The sequence below is a fragment of the Paenibacillus sp. HWE-109 genome (genome assembly GCF_022163125.1).
Taxonomy (GTDB): domain Bacteria; phylum Bacillota; class Bacilli; order Paenibacillales; family NBRC-103111; genus Paenibacillus_E.
On the sequence record NZ_CP091881.1, the window covers coordinates 4,617,290 to 4,637,020 of the forward strand.

The 19,731-nt window shown below is 50.4% G+C and carries 10 protein-coding genes; all 10 read right to left on the reverse strand.

Annotated features, from left to right (window positions below):
• Position 1 precedes the first annotated feature (1 nt).
• The 10 genes from LOZ80_RS19765 to LOZ80_RS19810 all read right to left on the reverse strand — a co-directional run bounded on the left by LOZ80_RS19765 (position 2) and on the right by LOZ80_RS19810 (position 19,681).
• On the reverse strand, positions 2-1,576 hold the full coding sequence (locus tag LOZ80_RS19765) for a response regulator (RefSeq protein ID WP_238166327.1): 1,575 nt from the start codon (positions 1,574-1,576) through the stop codon (positions 2-4).
• 10 nt (positions 1,577-1,586) lie between these two features.
• Positions 1,587-3,323: a sensor histidine kinase gene (locus tag LOZ80_RS19770; RefSeq protein ID WP_238166328.1), complete on the reverse strand. Its 1,737-nt coding sequence runs from the start codon at positions 3,321-3,323 to the stop codon at positions 1,587-1,589.
• Positions 3,324-3,971: 648 nt separating this feature from the next.
• On the reverse strand, positions 3,972-4,796 hold the full coding sequence (locus LOZ80_RS19775) for a carbohydrate ABC transporter permease (RefSeq protein ID WP_238166329.1): 825 nt from the start codon (positions 4,794-4,796) through the stop codon (positions 3,972-3,974).
• The gene (locus tag LOZ80_RS19780; protein WP_238173050.1) at positions 4,793-5,644 is read right to left on the reverse strand and encodes a carbohydrate ABC transporter permease; all 852 of its coding nucleotides are present in this window, start codon (positions 5,642-5,644) and stop codon (positions 4,793-4,795) included. Before LOZ80_RS19780 ends, LOZ80_RS19775 begins: the two co-directional genes overlap by 4 nt.
• Positions 5,645-5,758: 114 nt before the next feature.
• A complete protein-coding gene (locus LOZ80_RS19785) occupies positions 5,759-7,069 on the reverse strand; it encodes an ABC transporter substrate-binding protein (RefSeq protein ID WP_238166330.1) in 1,311 nt (436 codons plus the stop codon).
• 131 nt (positions 7,070-7,200) lie between these two features.
• Positions 7,201-8,265 (reverse strand): response regulator transcription factor, encoded by a 1,065-nt coding sequence (locus tag LOZ80_RS19790; RefSeq protein WP_238166331.1) that lies wholly within the window; start codon positions 8,263-8,265, stop codon positions 7,201-7,203.
• Positions 8,265-10,052 carry a sensor histidine kinase gene (locus tag LOZ80_RS19795; protein ID WP_238166332.1) on the reverse strand — a complete coding sequence of 596 codons (1,788 nt, stop codon included), beginning with the start codon at positions 10,050-10,052 and terminating at the stop codon, positions 8,265-8,267. Before LOZ80_RS19795 ends, LOZ80_RS19790 begins: the two co-directional genes overlap by 1 nt.
• Before the next feature lie 109 nt (positions 10,053-10,161).
• Positions 10,162-13,194: a glycoside hydrolase family 2 TIM barrel-domain containing protein gene (locus tag LOZ80_RS19800; protein ID WP_443146966.1), complete on the reverse strand. Its 3,033-nt coding sequence runs from the start codon at positions 13,192-13,194 to the stop codon at positions 10,162-10,164.
• A gap of 1 nt (position 13,195) precedes the next feature.
• Positions 13,196-15,817 (reverse strand): DUF5054 domain-containing protein, encoded by a 2,622-nt coding sequence (locus LOZ80_RS19805; RefSeq protein WP_238166334.1) that lies wholly within the window; start codon positions 15,815-15,817, stop codon positions 13,196-13,198.
• Between the two features lie 813 nt (positions 15,818-16,630).
• A complete protein-coding gene (locus LOZ80_RS19810) occupies positions 16,631-19,681 on the reverse strand; it encodes a beta-galactosidase, LacZ type (protein WP_238166335.1) in 3,051 nt (1,016 codons plus the stop codon).
• Positions 19,682-19,731 lie beyond the last annotated feature (50 nt).

Here is a 19,731-nt window from a genome sequence, read left to right on the forward strand (position 1 = left end):
TTTACATACTGGAAGAGAATCTTTTCCGATATTCTTGAGGCGTCATCAAGACTTCCTTCTTGAAGAGGGTGGAGAAATAAGAGAAATTAGCGAAGCCTACCGCCAAAGCGACGTTGCTTATCGAAGTATCCGATTTGGCCAGTAGTTCTTTCGCAAGATCGATCCTTTCTTTCAGAATATACTCCGATATCGAGAGACCTGTTTCCTTTTTGAAAAGCTTGACAATGTGGTCGGGACTGAGACCAATGTAGTCGGCAATGTACTGTCTGGACATCTCCTGATCGATATTCGCCGATATATACCGCTTGATCTTTTCCACCACTGTCTCGTTCGAACCAAGCGCTTCGATGGAAGTCATTGCAAATTCGAGGACGTCCGTTACCCAGTCTTGCAGATTCTTGACGCTCTCGGCGGCAGACGAAATACGTTCCGGCGCGAAATGATCCGCTAAAGTATCGTCCGTATACAACCCTTTCTGCTGAAGCGTATGCAGAACCATCTGCAGGAAGCTTAAATAAAACTGCTGCAGGCTTTTCGAGTTCAGCCCTTCGATCCCCTTAAGCGACTCCAGAAAATCTTGTGACTCAGCCATCAGCTTCTGCTTGTCCCCCTGCTTGATCAGCTCGGACCATAATCTCATCGGAGGCATGGGAAAAGGCGTTTCATTTGCCATTTTCTCGTCGATAAGCACGACCCGGTCGACGGCGTTCACTTGAGTCTTTCGAAGCGCCACCAAATTTTCAACCATATCGCGCACGCCGTGTATCTCCGACGGTTGACCGATATAGCAGGACAAATGGCAATAAAAATATCGGTTACACGTCTCGATGAACAAACTGCAGCGTTGTATGAGCTCTTTGCGGAACTTCTCTCCGCTCGCCTCTATCACATGTTCCGTAGAAAACACCACCAATAACTGATTGGCCTTGACGCGAACGATGTGAGCCGCGGCAACTTGATGGATGACCAATTCCTCCAAGGCGTTCGTTAGCGCGTACTCCATAATTTGGGCATCGCGAGCGCTCAGTTCTTTTTTCCAGTGTTGGATACCGATCAAAATGGGTAAAAACTTCATCCTGCTCGTATACGGTATATTGTGCTTTCCGATAGCCTCCATAATTTTATCAGGCGTGGATGGAATGACCTGCTGCAGCACATCCTGCCAGAACCGCTCGATGACGATCGATGATGATTTCCGGTCTTTGCTTATTTTCTTGATCATCTCCGTCATGACTTGCTCCAGCTCTTCGGGTGGCGCAGGCTTGAGCAAATACTCGAAACTCCCTAGATGGATCGCTTTTTTCGCGTATTGAAAGTCGGCATGGCAAGTCAGAAAGACACACTCCGTCCAAGGATGCTTTTCCCGTACCCACTCAAAGAGTTCGAGTCCGCTTCCTTGCGGCATCTCGATATCGCATATCATCATGTCGAACGGATGTTCACTAAACTTTTCCTTCGCTTGACGTGCATTGTTCGCTACAGATACGTGAATGATGCCGAATTTTGACCAGTTCACGCTTGCCTTAATGCCGTTCGCGATAAATTCTTCGTCGTCCACAATCAATAACCGGTACATACCCTCGCCCCTATCCTTTCATGATCGGCAAAAAAATATCGACAACGGCGCCGTTATCGTTTGAAAACCCGATGATCGCCCGCCCCCTGTACAACAGCCGCAGTCTTTGCCGGGCATTCCAAATCCCGATATGCTCACCTTCTTCAGTCGTCAGCTTGATCTCTTGTCTCAGCTTCTCGAGCACCTCGTCCTCATAACCCATGCCCGTATCGCGAATGCGGATATGAAGCCGTTCCTCATCATTCCGGGTATCCTGTTCGATTGAAATCTCGATATGGGTAGGCTCGTCTGTGTTGACCGCATGCTTAATCGTGTTTTCTGCAAAGCTTTGAATGATCAGCGGGGGAATACAACAATCGAGCAGGTCATCCGGAACGGTGATGGTGTACGTCAAGCTTCCCGGAAACCGGATCTTCTGGATGTTCAAATAATTTTTCGTATGACCCAGCTCGTCCCGAACTAGAACATGATCCGTATGGCTGCGAAACATGAAGCGGAAATATCTGATTAATGAGAGGGAAAGCTCTTGAATCAACCCGTATTTCCTCTCCTGGGCCAAATAATAAACGACATTCAGACTGTTCAAAAAGAAGTGCGGGTTGACTTGCAGCTGCAAATGCTTCAGCTCCGCTTTCTGATTGATCAACTGCTCCTCATAGACGTCGATTTTCAGCTTCTGAATGTCGGTCACCATGCTGTTGAACATCTCGTTCATCAGTTCGAATTCGTTAGAGGTCGGCTCCTTCGCTATTCGCATCTCCAAGTGACCCTCTTTGACCCTGCGCATGGCCAGTACGATTCGGTTAATCGGACGGAGTACAACTCTCCTCATGAAAAAGAAGGCAAGCAGTAAGATCAAGACGGTCCCTGCCGCAAGTAGTGATATAATCCTCTGCAAATAAGGCAGCTTCTGGAGAATGCTTTGATCGGGAACCACAGCGACCAGTCCGAAATCCCCTTTGCCGGAATGCTCTCCGATCACCAGATACCCTTTATCGAAACCGCTTAAACGGTACGACTTAGACGTATAAGTAAGATCGATTCCCTGTTCTCTAAAAAATGATTCGTCCTTTAGCGGCTTGTGGTTGCCATCGACCAGCAGCGCTCTCCCATCGGCACCGAGATCCAAAAGATTGAGCGGCCCCGTCACATCCTGCGTATTTACGCCAGCCCCGATATATAAACCACCAACCTTTATGGTATATAACAAATAATCCTTTTTATTAGCGCGAAATACAGACCATCTCCCGGTCTGAAAACTCTCTGCCGATTGCCCGTCATCAATAAGCGAGACGAGGGCATCCTTTATAGGCTGGTTGTCGGCGTCAGCCGAGCCTGTCTGCTTGGGAGCAAATACCAAATCATTGTTATTGGGCGAATATATGAAAAAATAGTCGAGTCCCTCGTAGTAAGTCACATTATTCACTAGTTGTTTGAATTGCCAAATACGTTCCATTTTATACAAATCAATATCGATCTCAGGAGATCGGTCCAGAACGTACAATCCTGTTACCTCCGAGGCATACTTCAGCAAATAGCTGTCAATGTCGCCTAACGACTTGTCAATCAACCCCATATAGAGGCTGATCATGTTGCTGTTAGATTGCGCGACCTGGTTGCGAACAACCTGGATCGAATAGAAGTTTGTATAAAACAGGAAGAGAACAATCGGCAGCATAATAAGCATGAGTCCCGTGATCAGCTTAAATCGGAGCGAATTGAATATTGTACCAGGTGGTTTTCTCATGTTGTCCTTGTTCCCTTCGTCCCTTTAATGATAATTATTTTACCACATGGACGGCATGACTTTTACGGCTCGTTCCTCTGATCGTCTTAACAATGTAGCGCCTATAGTCATTTCCGGCAATCTTACCCTTCATAATAAATGTATAGACGGGTTGCCTGCTTTCAAGATCCCGTCTTATACTTATTGAGTTTCCGATCATCTGACCCCTCCTTTTGTAAAAAACCAGGCAATTGCGGAACCAATGGATGAAACTGAACCGTTTTAGCCACAGCATAGCCACTCGCCCTTCTATAAAGAAAAACGGCTTCGCCACCCTGAGAGATCAGCCTCTTTCGTAGCGACAAAACCTGTTAAGGGAACTAGAGGACGCTATATAGGCATATAGCAGGGATACTAGGGTATTAGCGGAACTACAGGGTCTTATTTCCACGAAAAACGCTGAATTTGCCTTGAAACAGCAAAATAGCGGACTGTAGTTCCCTCACCCCCGCGATTTGGATACTTTTGGCTAGAATAGCGGACTGTAGTTCCCTCTGTTTGCACAAGGCGGCTGGAGCAACTCCGCGCTCACTCCAAAACATATAAACTCTTATATTTAAACAAAAAAAAAGCTTGATTGCTCAAGCTTTTTTTTCGACATATGAACGCTTAGCCCTTAACCGCGCCTTCCGTAATTCCTTGGATGATCCAGCGCTGGAAGATCGCGAAAATTATCACGATCGGAATCGAAGACAAGATCAGCGATGCGAGAATAAGCGACCATTCACGGCTATATTTGCCGAAGAACATGTTGATTGTCAGCACCAGTGTATATTTGTGGAAATCCGTCAGCATCAGGACAGGCAGCAGGAAGTCGTTCCACAGCCACAACAGGTTCAAGATAACAATCGTAAAAGTAATCGGCAACAGTAGCGGCAATATGATGCTGAAAAACGTTTTGACTTCACCGCAGCCATCTATTTTTGCGGACTCGTCGAGCTCGCGCGGAATTCCCTTTACGAAGCCGTGATACAGGAACACCGCCATGCTGACGCCAAGACCTGCGCACACGACGCCAAGCCCGAACGGCGTACCTTGCAAGCCGAGGTTTTTGGCCATTTTCGTTAAAGTCACCATAATCGTTTGGAACGGAATGAGCATCGACGAAACGAACAGCATGAAGATGGCGTTGCTTAATGCGCCCCGTGTACGCGAAAGCTTGTAACCAGCCAGCGAGCTGCACAGCACGATGCCGCAAATCCCTGTCACGGTTACAACAACCGTGTTCCAGCCGCTTTCCAGCATGTTCGCTTTCTTGAACGCTTGCACGTAGTTCTCAAAATGGAATTTCGTCGGCAGGCCGAGTACGGAAGCGTACATTTCTCCCTGTGTCTTGAAGGAGTTCAAGATCGCCATATAAATTGGGAATAGGAAGAAGATGGCCACAACGATCAGCACCACAAGGGTTGATACGGAATACAGCCGTCTGTTCACGCTTCCACCTCCCTTTTCTTCATGACGGTAACTTGAATCAATGTAATGACAAGTATGATGAGGAACAGGATAATGGCTTTCGCGCTGGCATAGCCGTAGCGGAAGTTTTGCTGATAAGCCTCTTCCAAAATGTTCATAGAAATCACCTGTGTGGCCCGTGCAGGACCGCCTCCGGTCAAAGCGTAGATCAAGTCGTACACTTTAAACGAGTTGTTCAGGGTCAGGAAAATACAGATTGTCAGCGCGTGCGCGATCAGCGGCAGCGTAATGTAGCGAAGCATATGAAAAGGTGTGGCGCCGTCGATGATGGCGGCTTCTTTCAAATGCTGCGGAATGCCTTGAATCGCGGACATATAAATAATCATCAGCGTTCCGATCCCACCCCAGACGGAAACCATAAGGATCGTCCAGAAGGAAATGTTCGGATCGCCAAGCCAGGAAATATCCAGAAACTTCAGAGCCGCAAACCGGGACAACGCCGGCATGACTTTCGTAAAGACAAACGCCCACATAAAAGTACTGATAATGATACTGAGCATGCTAGGCATGAAAAAAATCGTCCGGAGCAAGCCTTTGCCGCGGCTGCGCGATTCAATCATAAGCGCCAGCAAGAGCGCGACGGCATTTTGGAAAATAACTGCAAAGACCACGTATTTCGCTGTAAACAAAATCGAAGACTGGAAGTTTTTATCGTCGCGGATCGCTTCGACAAAGTTCTGAAGGCCAACAAAGCTGTAGTTTTTATTCAGTCCGTCCCAATTTGTGAAGCTGTAGTACGAGCCCTGCAGCATAGGAATGACGAGAAACGTGACGTACAGGACAAAAGCGGGAAGGACGAACAGGATCAAAGATCTATGAGTCTTAACAAGGCGTCTTAGCACGGGGCTCACTCCTTAGGAAAATCCGTGCCGCGCCCTGATCTTGTACATTCCAAGCAAGGCACGGCAGCTGTTATCCATTCTTTATTTTTTGTTAGCTACAGCGTTAGCATTTTTCCACGTTTTATCCAGGTCCTTAATCACATCGTCAGCCGTCATTTTTTTGCTAAAGTAGGCTTGAAGCGCTTTTCCCGACTCATCTTTAACAGCCGCTGGGATTTGCGGATCTTGATAAGATTGTCCTTTATTGACATAAGCGGACGCATCTTCAACCCAAGGATACGGTTTGAACGTGTGCGCTTTGGACACCGGATTGAATTTCAAGCCTTGGTACAGCGCATTGGAAGCTTGGTCGTCCAGGATGAAGTTCAGAAGGTCAGCGGAAACTTCTTTGTTTTTACCGCTCGAAGCCATCGCCAGGGAGGTCGATACGGACACGTTGATCAGCGTGGAAGCCGGATTGTCGTTCAGCGGAAGCGGAGCAACCCCGAAATCGAAGCTGCTGTTCGCTTTCAGCAAGCTGTCAGCATCCCAAGGACCTTGTACCCACATGGCCGCTTTGCCGGCTGCGAAATCCGCGGCCCCGTCGTCGTTGCCAACCTCGAATACGCGGCCAGTTCCGTTGCTGTTCACGAGGTCGATGATGCCGAACATATCTTTCAGCTCGGCGAAGCTGCCTTGATCTTTGTTCATGCGGTCAACAAACCCTTTTTGAGTGGAGTTGCCTAGACCGCCGACAGCCAGAGGCAGGAACAATTGCGGAATCCAGCTCTCTTTGTAGCCCAGCATGAATGGCGTAATTTTGTTGTCGTTCAGCTTCTGCACGACAGCCTTCATTTCCGTTAATGTCGTAGGCGGTTTCAGGCCCAAATCATTAAACATTTTTTTGTTGTAGAGGTAGCCCCACGCCAAGCTTTCCAGCGGAACCGCAACGACTTTGTTGTCGATCGTCACGAGCTTGCGGATGCCGTCAATCAGTTTGCCGGAGAACGGTTGGTTCGTCATATCTTCCAGGAAGCCGGCTTTGTAGTAATCCGGCACGTCGTTCACCGCGTGAAGCGCGAAAATGTCCGGCACGTCGCCTGTAGCCAAGCGCGTTTTCAAGATTTGTGTTGCATTTTCAGAACCCGGGTACTCGGTATTGATCGTAACTACGATGTTCTTCTCTTTCTTTTCCTTTTCGGCAAACTGCGCGAAGTATTTGTCGAATTGATCGCGGAAACGGTCTAGACCACCCAGGAATACTTTCAATTCAACTTTTTTCGCGGGCGCATTCGAACCGTTTTGATTCGAAGTGCTGCCAGAGTTATTATCTTTTGTGCCTCCGCCGGAAGAGCAAGCGACGGTAGATCCCACCATTAACATGGCCAAAATCATAGTAAGTGTTTTTTTCATTGTGTTTAGCCTCCCCTTGTTTTGATAGCGCTTACTATCCTTGATTATATAGAAGAAAGCGGCCCCATTCATTCAACAGAAGTAGCGTTTTGAATTGGACTTTTGTGATATCGCTTTCACCATTGTGATAATTAGCTGCCTTGTCGAAACTGGATGGGCGTCACACCTGTTATTTTTTTGAAAATCCGATAAAAATACGTAATATCCGAATACCCGACAGCTTTCGCAGCATTCTTGATCGAGACCGACGGGTCCTGCAGCAGTTCGCACGCTTTCTCGATCCGTTTGGCGACGAGGTAATCCATCAACGTCTGGCCCACTTCCTGCTTGAACGTACGGGACAGATGCTCCCGGCTGATGAAGAACTGGCTGGCGATCGTGCCAAGACCGATAGGTTCCGCGTAGGAATAATCGATAAACTGCCGAATCTCGTCAATTTTGACTCCGACTTTATTTTTCCGCTGATAGATTAGCGCCTCCAGACTGCCGGAGAACGCATCGGACAAGACGGTAATCCAGGCGGAGAGCGGCGTATTGTCCGATACGAAAAAGGTTGCAGCCCACGACTGGGCGTTCGGCGTCAACTCGCTGCCAAGCAGGTCCGCCTGTTCCTCCAGCAATTGCATGAATTGCTTGTAAAGCGAGTTGCTGACACCCGGTTTCAAGGGCTCGTGCTCCTTCAGCGCCGCCTCCAGGTGCTTGAAGCTGCTCTTGATCGCCTCCGGGTTCATTTCATGAATGTGCCTGACGATCACACTTCTCGTCTCCGTAACGACCTTGAGCAGTTGCTTGTCCAGCGGTTGGGCCGCGTGGATGCCCTGTGTCGCCCGCAGCTCGCGGACTGCCTTCTCCAAAGCGCGATTCAGCTCTTCCGGTTTGATCGGCTTGAGCAAGTATTCGTCGACCTTGGACAAAATCGCTTGCTTCATATAGGAGAATTCATCGAACCCGCTGATCACGATTTTGCGGATATACGGGTACTCCTCTGTCAATTTTTGCAGCAGACGCGTTCCGTCCATGCCTCTCATTTTCATATCCGTGATGACGATTTCCGGGTGCAGCCGCTCCACCATCTCCAGCCCGCTCAGTCCGTCCTCGGCTTCCATCACCTGATCGATGCCAAACCGCTCCCAGTCCGCCAAATGCCGGATGCTGTTCCGAATCCAAAACTCGTCGTCGATAATAATAGCCTTCATTACAGTTGCTCCTCTCCCCTGCGTATAGCCGGGATAATCACTTTGACCGTCGTCCCGTCCCCTTCTACGCTTGAGACGAACAATCCGAACTCTTCCCCAAAAATAAGCCGGATTCGTGAATTCACGTTGTTAATTCCCATGCTTTCGCCCAGCAGCTGCTCATCATTCGTTTGTTCAAGCTGCCGCTGAATATCTTCGAGACGCTCGGGTTCGATCCCAACACCGTTGTCCTCGATGCTGATCTCAATCTCATCCACCACGCGCTCTACTTTGATCAGGACACGGCCGCTCTTCATCATCCCTTCCAGCCCATGAACGAAGCAATTCTCCACAAGCGGCTGGAGCGTGAATTTGGTAATGCAATAGTCTTCGCAGCCCTCTTCCACATCGAGCTCAAATTCGAGCATGTCCTGAAAACGGAGCTTCTGGATATGCAGATAGTTGCTGACATGCTCCATTTCATCGAATATTGTCACCAGTTCGGACTGCATTTTGATCGTATACCGGAACAAGTCGCTGATCGCTCGAAGGTAGTCATAAATCTCCGGCACTTTCCGGTCAATGGCTACGCCTCCGATCGCTTGCAGCGTATTGTATAGAAAATGCGGATTGATCTGCGCTTGCATCGCCTTGATTTGCGCAGTGCGCGTCTCGATTTTGCTTTTGTACTCAATCTGGATCAGTTCCTTGATCCGCTGCAGCATCGAGTTGAACCGCCGCTCCAACGTCCCGATCTCATCGCTTCGAATATTATCGAGCCCGACGTTGAAATTTTGATGCTCGACCGCTTTCATCGACTTGGTCAACCGGATAATCGGCTTCGTTGTGAAGTAAGCGATCAGCACAGAGAGCAGTATGGCTGCCAGGATCGTAGCAACCGCCGTGTAAAAGCTGAAGCTCAGTGTAGTCGCGGCGCTCTCGGTCACGTAGCTCATCGGGACGAACTTGACGATCCAGATCTGACCCGAGACGGCAGGCTGGAAAAATAAAATGCCTTGCTTGAGCTGAACGTGCCCGGGTTCCGCAGAGTCCCCTATCGCCTTTGTCAACGTCTCCGGGTCCATTGAGACTTTGGTGCCATACGGATTGTACATCGTGTTGCCTTGGGCATCCACGATCAGCACCTCACTGTTCGCTTCCGAGTGAATCATGTCCATGACGTTGCCCATCATTTTCCACCGGACTTCCAGCAAAACACCGCCCAACACTTGCAAATTCTCAAAACGGTTCATGCTGCGGGCTAAAATAAACGTGTTCGGCGGCACATTCACAACCTTATTGACGCTCTGATGAGTCTTGGCGATCTCCCCCCAGTTGCCGATGGACGTGTCCAGATTGTCCGTAAAGCGTACCGCGTCTTTGTCCACTACATACAGGCGCTGTTTTTCATTCAAATACAAAGAAATCCGCACGATGTTGTTATTGTTAGCCACATACAGCGACCTTAATTTCTCCTCAATATCAAAGTTCCCCATATTAGGACCCTTTATGTCGCCTTCGCCTTCGCGGCCGGACGTTGGAAAAATAGTGTTGTCCAGCAGGAGCGAATAGGCAACCGAATGAAGTTGGCTGAACTTCTCGTCAAAATACTGAGCGGCCCAGTTCATTCTCGATTCGTTGGAACGGATAATTTCCGAGCTTAAAGACTGCTTGGTCGTCTGCGTCGCAAAAAAAGTCACCGTCGTCAAAGGTAAAATAGCGATAATCACCATTAATATCATCAGTTTGTACCGCATGCTCATCTGAAACGGAACCATAAACAACCGCTTCATTGTGTTCATCTTCATTGGCAGGTCCCCCTTTTTACAAAAAAGAGAGCGCCCCGGCGTCAGCGCCTGCCCAGGCTTGAAAATCCCGGTCAAATCGCTTGTTCAGGAAAACGCTCTGTTCTAAAAGCTACTTGTCCGTCAGAACGGGCCGCAGCCGGATGGCAAATGCAAATTCTTTTTCTTCCAAACGATAAGCCGGCAGCAGATCCGGGCCGCAGGAATTGGAGCCGGAACCGCTCATTTTGTAATCCAAATGGAGAATCGTCTCTTTGCGCTTCGTCAATTCGTGCGGGTGGCCGGCTTCTTCCAATTGCTCCGGCGTATAGTGCGCCGCATTAAAGGAAAATTCGTGGTCGCCGTCGATTTTCAGACCCATGCCGAGCGCATTCGTGACCAACAGCCACTCCGTACCGTAGCGGGAGCCATTCTCTTGCGGCATCAAATAATTTTCAAACAATTGATCAACCGACGCCGCATACTTGCCCTTGCGGACACTTCGGCGTTTGTCGATATACGATTCGTGCGGGCCGTTGCCGAAATACTCGACCGTTTCGTAGCCTTGCGGCATCGTAAGCTGTAAGCCGTAGCGCGGCAGGAATGGATAATCCACCCGCACCTTCACTTGGTTATGCAGGGCAATTTCCCCAGTGCCATCGACGGTCCAAACCGCCGTTCCGTGCAAAATCGGGTACTTATGGTAGCCGCCCAACGAATAACGAACTTCAATTTTCACAAATGTGTCGGCCGTCTCCACGACCTTTGCTTCGTAGACGTGGATTTGAGCGCGTTCGTACCCATATTCCCGCCACTGGGATTTCACGTTGCGGTCGTTGTCCATCGGCGCTCGCCAGATCGCGAACTTGGTCGGCTCGCTGATCATCTGCACGCCGTGCTTGGAGATGCGGACGAACGCCCCGCCAATGAGATCGAACACATACTCGAAGTCGAAACCTTCCACCGCAACGCAGTCATTTTCCTGAATGACACGGATCGGATAGATTGGGAGCAGCTTCTCCGCTTCCAGCTTCGCAACCGGCAGTTCGAACTGCTCGAACGTCACCTCATGCCCTTTGGCCGACCAGAACGTTTCTTGCTTCTGCTCCAGCAGCAGCGTCAGGAAGTAGCGTTCATACGCCGCTTCCGGGAAGCTGTAGTCCAGCGTAAGCGTCTGCGTCTGATGAGGACCTGCCGCAAGTTCGGTGATTTCGCCCTGCTGTACCGTCTCGCCATCCTTCTCAACTTTCCAGAACAGGGAAAGATGCGAGAGGCCGATAAAATCGTACAGGTTAGTCAAACGAATACGGCCCTGCTTCAAATCGTCGGCTTCGATCCGCACCGGCGCAATCACCTTCTTCAATTCGAGCAAGCCCGTATGCGGCGTGCGGTCCGGGTAGACCAGGCCATCCATACAGAAGTTGCCGTCGTTCGGCTTGTCTCCGAAGTCGCCACCGTACGCGTAGAACGGCACGCCGTCCGGCGTTTGCGTAATTACGGAATGATCGCACCATTCCCATACACAGCCGCCCATGAGCTTCGGATATTTGTAAATGACATCCCAATATTCCTGCAAATCGCCGGGGCTGTTGCCCATCGCATGGCTATATTCGCATAGGAACATCGGCTTCGCAGCGTTTTCGTCGCTGGCATAAGCTTCGATCTCCTGCGGCGACGCGTACATGCGGCTTTCCATATCCAGACAGGAAGTATCCGGATGGCCTTTGTACACAGGCGCTGCGCTTTCGTAATGAACGGGGCGGGAAGCGTCCCGGCCTTTCGTCCACCGGGCCATCGCGATATGGTTCACATCGTATCCGGCTTCGTTGCCCATGGACCAGATCACGACGGACGGATGGTTTTTATCCCGTTCGACGAGCCGTTGCGCACGGTCTACAAAAGCCCGCTCCCACGCCGGGTTCCGGGTGAGCTCGTGAATGTCCGCTCCGTTGCCGCCGTCCCCGCCCGTGCTGAGCCCGTGGCACTCCAGATCGGCTTCGTCCACCACATAAAATCCGAAAGTATCACACAAGTCCAGGAAGCGCGGATCGTTCGGATAATGCGCCTCCCGAATCGTGTTGATGTTATGCTTTTTCATCAGCATCAAATCCTGAATCATATGGGTGTACGGAATCGTCTGCCCCAGCTCCGGATGCGAATCGTGGCGGTTGACGCCCTTGAGCTTAATCGCCTTGCCGTTAATGCGGAAAACGCCGTCCGTGATGTCGATTTGGCGGAAGCCGACGGAGAAGTGCATTACTTCTTCGCCACTCGTCACGAACAATCGGTACAAGTACGGAGCCTCCGCGTTCCACAGCACTGGATCGTTGACTGCCAGCTCGATCGTGCCTTGGCCGTCTACCGTCGCGGTTCCGCTCGCCACCGGGTTGCCGGCCGCATCCCGAAGCTCAGCCTGCACCTGGCATGCGCCCACCGTCTCAATTTCGCTGCGCAGCACGGCGCGGCTGAAATCGGCGGACAGCTCCTGCTTGTTGAATACGTCCCGGATATGCGCTTCATCCCGAGCCAGCAGGTATACGTCGCGGAAAATGCCGGAGTATCTCCAGGCGTCCTGATCCTCGATGTAGCTGCCGTCGCACCACTTGAGCACCAGCACGGCCATGCGGTTTTTACCAGGCTGGACAAACGATGTAATATCGAACTCGGCAGACATCCGGCTGCCTTGGCTGTAGCCGACAAATTGGCCGTTGACCCAGACGTAGAAGCAGGAGTTCACGCCTTCGAACACGACCCGCTTCGCTTTGCCGTCCCATTGCGGCGCCAAGTTGAATTCCCGGACATAAGCTCCTGCCGGATTGGCATTCGGCACAAATGGCGGATCGCATGGAAACGGATAATTGATATTCGTATACTGAGGTTGGTCGTAGCCGTTCACCTGCCAGCAGGAAGGGACGAGCAAGTCATCCCATGTGCTGACATCCGCACCCTCCAGATAAAAGCCTTCCTCTACCTCTCTAACGCTCGTATGGTATCGGAATTTCCAGTTTCCGTTCAGCGTCTGAAAGAAAGGCGATTTCCCTCTCGTTTTCGCCAGAGCGGCTTCGGCTTCGCGGTAAGGGATATAGTAAGCCCTAGGCGCCAGCCTGTTCACTTCCAACACATTTAAATCTTCCCAATACTTCTCGATCTGCCTCAAGTCACTCACCCTAGCCTCTATTAATATGTTCAATAAATTGCAGCTTGATCGTTATGATTTCCTTCGGGGCGAGTTTTACCGCAAGACGGCTCGCCGCCTCGGTACGGACGTCCAATTGCACCTCCGGCTCTTCCAGCAAATTGCAGGCATGCGCCGAAGCCAATTCGCTAGCGAACGCCAGTTCTGCGTGATGCGGCTCGTTCCAGGCGTTTTGCAGGCGCAGCACATAGCTGTTGCCGTCTTCCGCCACTTTGAATGCCAGCAGCACGATGCCTTCGGTGCCCTCTGTCAGCAGCGAGGAACGCGCAGCGCTTCCTTGGAAGCCGCGTACCGTTTTCACAGGGTGGCTCCACTGCTCGAGCTGCTTCCAGATCTCGCCTTGCTGCCAGTCGCCCTGGTGCAAGACAATCCGGAAGTTATACGTGTAGCTGCCTGCCATCCACTGCGGGAAGTTCGTACCCCACTGGTTGTTGAATAGGTTGAAGTACAGCGAAGGCCGCTCAGGCTGATACGACTTGCTGTAGGCGAGCACACCTTTCTCCCCGATGGAGAATAGAGGCGTATCTTTCGCCAGGACGGCTAGACCTGCCCCGCCATCCGTCACATCGACCCAGCCGTCCCCGCAATGCAGGCGATGGTTGGCGCCGCGAACGATGTCCTGTGTCGGGTCTACGACAGCACCCAGCTTCTGGAATCGGTAGCCCGGCTCCCCGGCTTGCAGATGGAAGCCGACGAAGCCTGCTTCGGCGAAAGCCGTAGCCGCTTTGTCGTTCAGCTCCAGCGTGTAGTCGAAGAACGGCTGATCCGGCTCCAGCTTAAGCAAGATCACGACGCTTTGCGCATTGCCGAACTCGGTACGGCTTGCCGCAGGCGTGCTGAATGTCAAGCGGATTGTGCCGGCGGCAGCGTCATTGGCCGTTTCCAGACTGTCCAGCTTCAGTCCGAATTGCTGGTGCCCGATGCGCGGATAGCCCGGCTTGCCAAAATCGTTTACATACCAGTCCATCAAATCATAGGCGTAATCCTTCACGAATTGCAGAATTTCGTCTTTGGCGTAAACATCGTATTCATAAGCGCCAAACGCTTGGCCGGACGCTACCCAATCCTTACCGCGCACCTTATCGAACAGGCGGCGAATCTCGCCATTTGCGGCATCGACTTCGATCCGCAAATGCGCATTTTCCAGCACCGCCTTGCCGTCCTCGGTACGGGCGATCGCCACTGCGGCTTCGTCTGCGCCATACACGGCCTGCGGTTCATAGGTATACGTGCGGTAGCCGCAAGGCTCCAGCAGCGGAATCCGCACTTCGCCGGACGCTTGCACCGGCAAGCTGTCGCCGGTGTTCAGATCAACCAGCCAACCACCGGACACATTGTCGAGGCGAACGAGCTCGTTCGTTCTTGCCCAAGACGACGGGTTGAAAATCCCGATCACTGGGGATTCACCCTGCTGGGCACCGCTTTGGAACGGTGTGATGCGCTCGGCAGCCGCTCGAGCCATTTTGACATAAGCGCGCTTCTCATCCCAAGAAAGCTCTATCTTGTCATAGGTTTCGGGGAACGTTTCCCGGTCCCGTGCAATATCTTCCTTCGTAAACGCCCGCATGCTGTTCCGTCCCGGAATCAGCAGCAGCTTCACGTCATGACCCCACGTATGCTCGCCGAACAGCAGCGATTCGCGGTATGCCTTGTCGATATCCGCGCCGAATGCGCCTGTCGCTTCGCCCTGCTCCCATTGTTGCAGCGCTGCCATGGCCTCCAGCGTCGTCGTCTCGCTGCGCAAGCTTCGAACCTCGGACACTTCCTGCGGATACGAGCCGATCCCGTGTATCCACGTGTCCGCTAAATCCTTGCGCACGACCGGAATATCGGTGTAGCCTCTGCTCAGGAAATCCGCAGCAAAGTCGTCCATCGTGCCGATGACCACCCGCGTATTTGGATACGACGCCTTCACTGTTTCAAGCAGTTCGGTCACGACCTTGCTGTCCTGCGGCCCGATGTTGTCATGCGTTTGCAGCAGCGCCATCCAAACCGGATACTCCCAGTCGTCCGGCGGCAGCAGACTTGTGCCGTACTCGCCTTTGGAATAGAACGTCAGCACTTGTTTGCCGTCCGGTCCTTCCCAATTGAACAGCCGCGGCACCTCCACAGGTTGCGAGCATGCGTTGACTCCGATGTGCAGGAACTCGATGCCCGCGCCTTTGAGCAGTGACGGCAGCATCCAGGTGTGGCCGGGCACGTCCGTCATTTTGGCGGAAATAACCTTCTTGCCGAACTTCTTGCCGAGGCGCGCCGACATGTAGAGACCACGAATCCATTCTTCCAGTCCGCAAAACTCCGTATGCGTCGTGAAAGGAAGACCGTGCCAGCTTAGCTGTCCGTCCATGACCAATTGCTCGATCCGCTCCCGAATACCTTCCTCGGCATGGATCAGCGTCTCGTCCAGAACCCATGAAGGAACCGTCCATACAAAGCGGTGTCCAGGTTCAAAATGCTTCGTTCCTTCACAGATGGTCAAAACGTCCTTGGCCATGTCCTGCGTGTACTGCTTGACAATGTTGCTCGGCAAGTCGGTAAAACCGAGGTCAACGTGCGTTTTAAAGACTACATATATCGTATCTAAAGACTTCATAAACTACTCCTCCAATGTTGCTTCTCTCATCTAATCGTTTTGTAGTGGTGCTGCTGAATCGAAGTTCTAGTCCTAACCGTTTACACCCGGTAAAGGTTCAAACTGCGCACAGTGGTTGCAGAAAATGAAAAAAAGCCGAATCATCCTGCTGATCCGCGGACTCTGGGCTTTGTAGCCCGTGAAACTCTTCAATTAACAAATCGACGACCAATTTTCCCAAGATTCATTTTCTTCTATGGTTTTGGATGAAATTGTTGTCCCTGATTGGATGATATTGATCCTATCGATGACAACCAAGTTAAGCGCTTAACCCAATCTTACAACATAACCTCACTCGGTTCAATATGCCCGCCAAAAAAATATATACGGAATGAATTTGGCTCTCCGGTTCCAATTTCTGTTCGCTCTCGAATAGTACGCCGGACCTGTTTGATACGGTCTTGTAACATTTCTACAGCCCCCTAACGAACTCAATACCCTTTATTCTGCCAAAATCACTCATTCTGAAATTCTAATGAATTCCTGATGCCCTATTTCAAGCAAATGATCACCTTTCCGCCTAAAATTTGCTCGATAGCGTTAATCCAGTTCATTAACTCGCCAAAGTAGCCATTTTCCGGTCTATAAGCATCCTACAGTTCATTAGAATAAAAAATGTGATAATCCACAAATAATTAAAAAACGGAGTCCGCAAATCCGCGGCGCTCCGTTTTTGTTGTTACAGAATTTGTTTGTTTATTTAAAGCAAGCTTCGTTTGTTGGGTAAATTCAATCCACTTTTATTCTTGCACCACAACTATCAAATTCATCAGCTTATGAAGGTACGTTATGACTTGTCAAGAAGAACTCAAACTGAAGCTTTTGATGGGAAGGAATCTGATATTCCTCATGGACAGGTGCACCCCAACTATCATCCCCGCCAACACCCATCTGTTTGCCAGCAACGGTCACAACGGTATAATGAACCTCCGGCAGTTCAAAAGCATGTTCCGCATGCTCAAGTTCAAATGCCGTATACGGAGACAAGTTGCACTCTACAGGTGCTAATGGGTCAGACTGAATCGATAAACCAATCCCAGACGCATCCGTTATATTCACACGGCGTACGCCAGTACGATTGCCAGATTCCTGTGGAACCAGATAAGGCGTAGGCAATTGGTCCACCTGACGGCTAAATATGCCCAAACGAGCACCGAATTTGCGGTCGATATAATTTTCTTCAGGTCCCATCGCATACCATTCGGATTGATTATAATCCGCAGACATCTTGAACGATACAGCGAGTATCGGTAAATTCGGCAGACCTGCGGCACCCTTGTAAAGCGTATTTACGCGAATCGTTCCGTTCGCTAGTACCGTGTATGCAATGCGAACGCTAATTTCAGCGCTGATGCTGAAGTTGTAATCAAAAATGACAGTTGCTGAACCCTTTTCTTGCTGCAATTCCCATTTGACACATTTGCGAGCCAAACTTGCAGCATACCAAGCACCGGCCGTAAAGCTCATTGCGGTTCCTTTGTCATTATCCGTCGTAGCCCGCCAAAATAAAGGAGCAGGCGGCGTCGCGATCATTTCGCGACCTTCGTATTTCAACGAAACGAGTGATCCTACTTGTTTCGAAAAAATGGCGATGAAACCTTTGCCTGACACGCTCATGTTGACATCACCTTCAACGACGACGACTTCGCCTGAAGGCTGCTCAACCTGACGGCTTGCCCCAACCACAAACGTCGTTTCGCCAAACGTCGTCTCAAATCCAGCATCAGCCCATAACGTGGCTTCTCTTAGAACTAACGAAGCGTGAATGCAGTACTCACCTGGCGTTCCTTCTACATTTGGCAGCTCTATTGGCAGACTGAATTCGCTCTGAGCTTCGACCTCGATATTGGCTTGCCCCGCGGTAATTTCTTTTCCCTCATGGAACAGTCGGTAGACAAGCACCAAATCATCTGTATTCGCAAATAAATTTTCATTCACAATGTTAATATGAGTTCGAGTTGGTTCCAGCTTGATATTTTGATAAAGGAATTTCACTTCCTGCATTTTAGGCGTGATTTGACGATCTGCGAAGACGAGACCATTGCCGCAGAAGCTGTAATCGGTTGGACGATCTTTGAAATCCCCGCCGTACGCCAAAAACTCGCGGCCATTTCGGTCTTTTTTCACAATCGCCTGATCGATATAATCCCAAATAAAGCCGCCTTGATACATTGGATATTGGTTCTCAAGCTCCGTATATTTATGAAGGCCTCCCACGGAATTCCCCATAGCGTGCATATATTCACAGCTAATGTACGGTTTATCCGGCTGACTATTGAGATACGCCTCAATATCCGCTGGTTTCGCATACATGCGGCTTTCCATGTCGCTGGTCGCCCCATAATTGCGGTCGTAGAAAACACCTTCGTAATGAACCAGTCTCGTAGGATCTGTTTCGCGGAAATAGTTGGACACATTGAGAATAACTTGGCCGGCATACGATTCATTGCCGCAAGACCAAATGAGAATCGAAGGATGATTCTTATCCCGCTCCACCATCGAAATCGCACGATCCATGACAATATCTTGCCACCCCATATCGTTGCCTGGGATATTCCAAGAAGGTTCAACAGCGCCCATCTTTTGCCATGAGCCATGCGTCTCTAAATTCATTTCATCAATAACATAGACCCCGTACTCGTCACAAAGCTCGTACCAGAGTGTCTGATTGGGATAGTGTGACGTGCGCACCGCATTAATGTTGCTGCGCTTAAGCGTTTGAATATCCCACAGCATATCCTGCTTCGTGATCGCTCGTCCGCTGCGGCTGTTAAATTCATGTCGATTGACGCCTTTGAACACAATGCGTTTCCCATTGATGCACATCAGCTTGTCTTTCATCTCAAAACGACGAAACCCTGTCTTCTGAACGATGGCTTCAATTAAATTTCCGCTCTCATCGTAAATCGAGATACACGCGGCATATAAATAGGGGCTTTCTGCACTCCAAGGTTGAACAGGACCTGCTGAAAGGTTGAAGACCAGGTTGCCCTCGCGGAATTCATCTTCTTCGGAGAGGCAAACATTCCCCTCAGCATCCTTCAGTTCAAGTTTAGCACGGACGGTTTCCATATGTTCATTGCGAAGCTTGAGCTCAATCTCAAGAAGTCCTTGCTCATACGCATCGTCCAAATCTGCCTTCACACGCATATCCCATACATGCACCTTAGGTACTGTGTACAAATACACATCGCGGAAAATCCCCGACATCCGCCAGAAATCCTGATCTTCCAGCCAGCTTCCTGTGCTGCGCTGATAAACCTCAACAGCCAGCTTGTTCTCTCCTTCACGAATATGAGGGGTTAAGTCAAACTCGGCAGGCGTAAAGCTATCTTCACTGTAACCGATAAATTCGCCGTTAAGCCATACGTAGAAGGCCGATTCCACGCCTTGAAACGATATGTAGACGGGCTTACCAATCATCGTATCTGGTAATTCAAAGTTTTTTACATAGCTGCCAACAGGATTATGCTCTTGCGAAATGTGCGGAGGACGAAGCGCCTCTACGCCATCCCACGGATACATCGTGTTGACATATTGCGGGACTCCCCAGCCTTGAAGCTGGATATGACCAGGCACCTGGATATGCTCCCAAGCGCTGCAGTTATAATCCATCTGATAAAAAGACTGCACACGACTTGCGGGGTTAACCGCATAGCTGAACTGCCAGCGTCCGTTCAAGCTATGCCGCATGTCCATCGGCGCACTCGCCTCCGCGGACGCCATCGAATGATAGTAACGATGATCAGAATGGGCTTCCAGTCTGTTCACTTTGAATACATTTACATCTTGAAGCCAATCAAGGCTTGGTACCGAATGTTTCATTGATCTATGCCTCCCGAAAAATAAGACCCAAGAAGGGCTTTCAAATTATA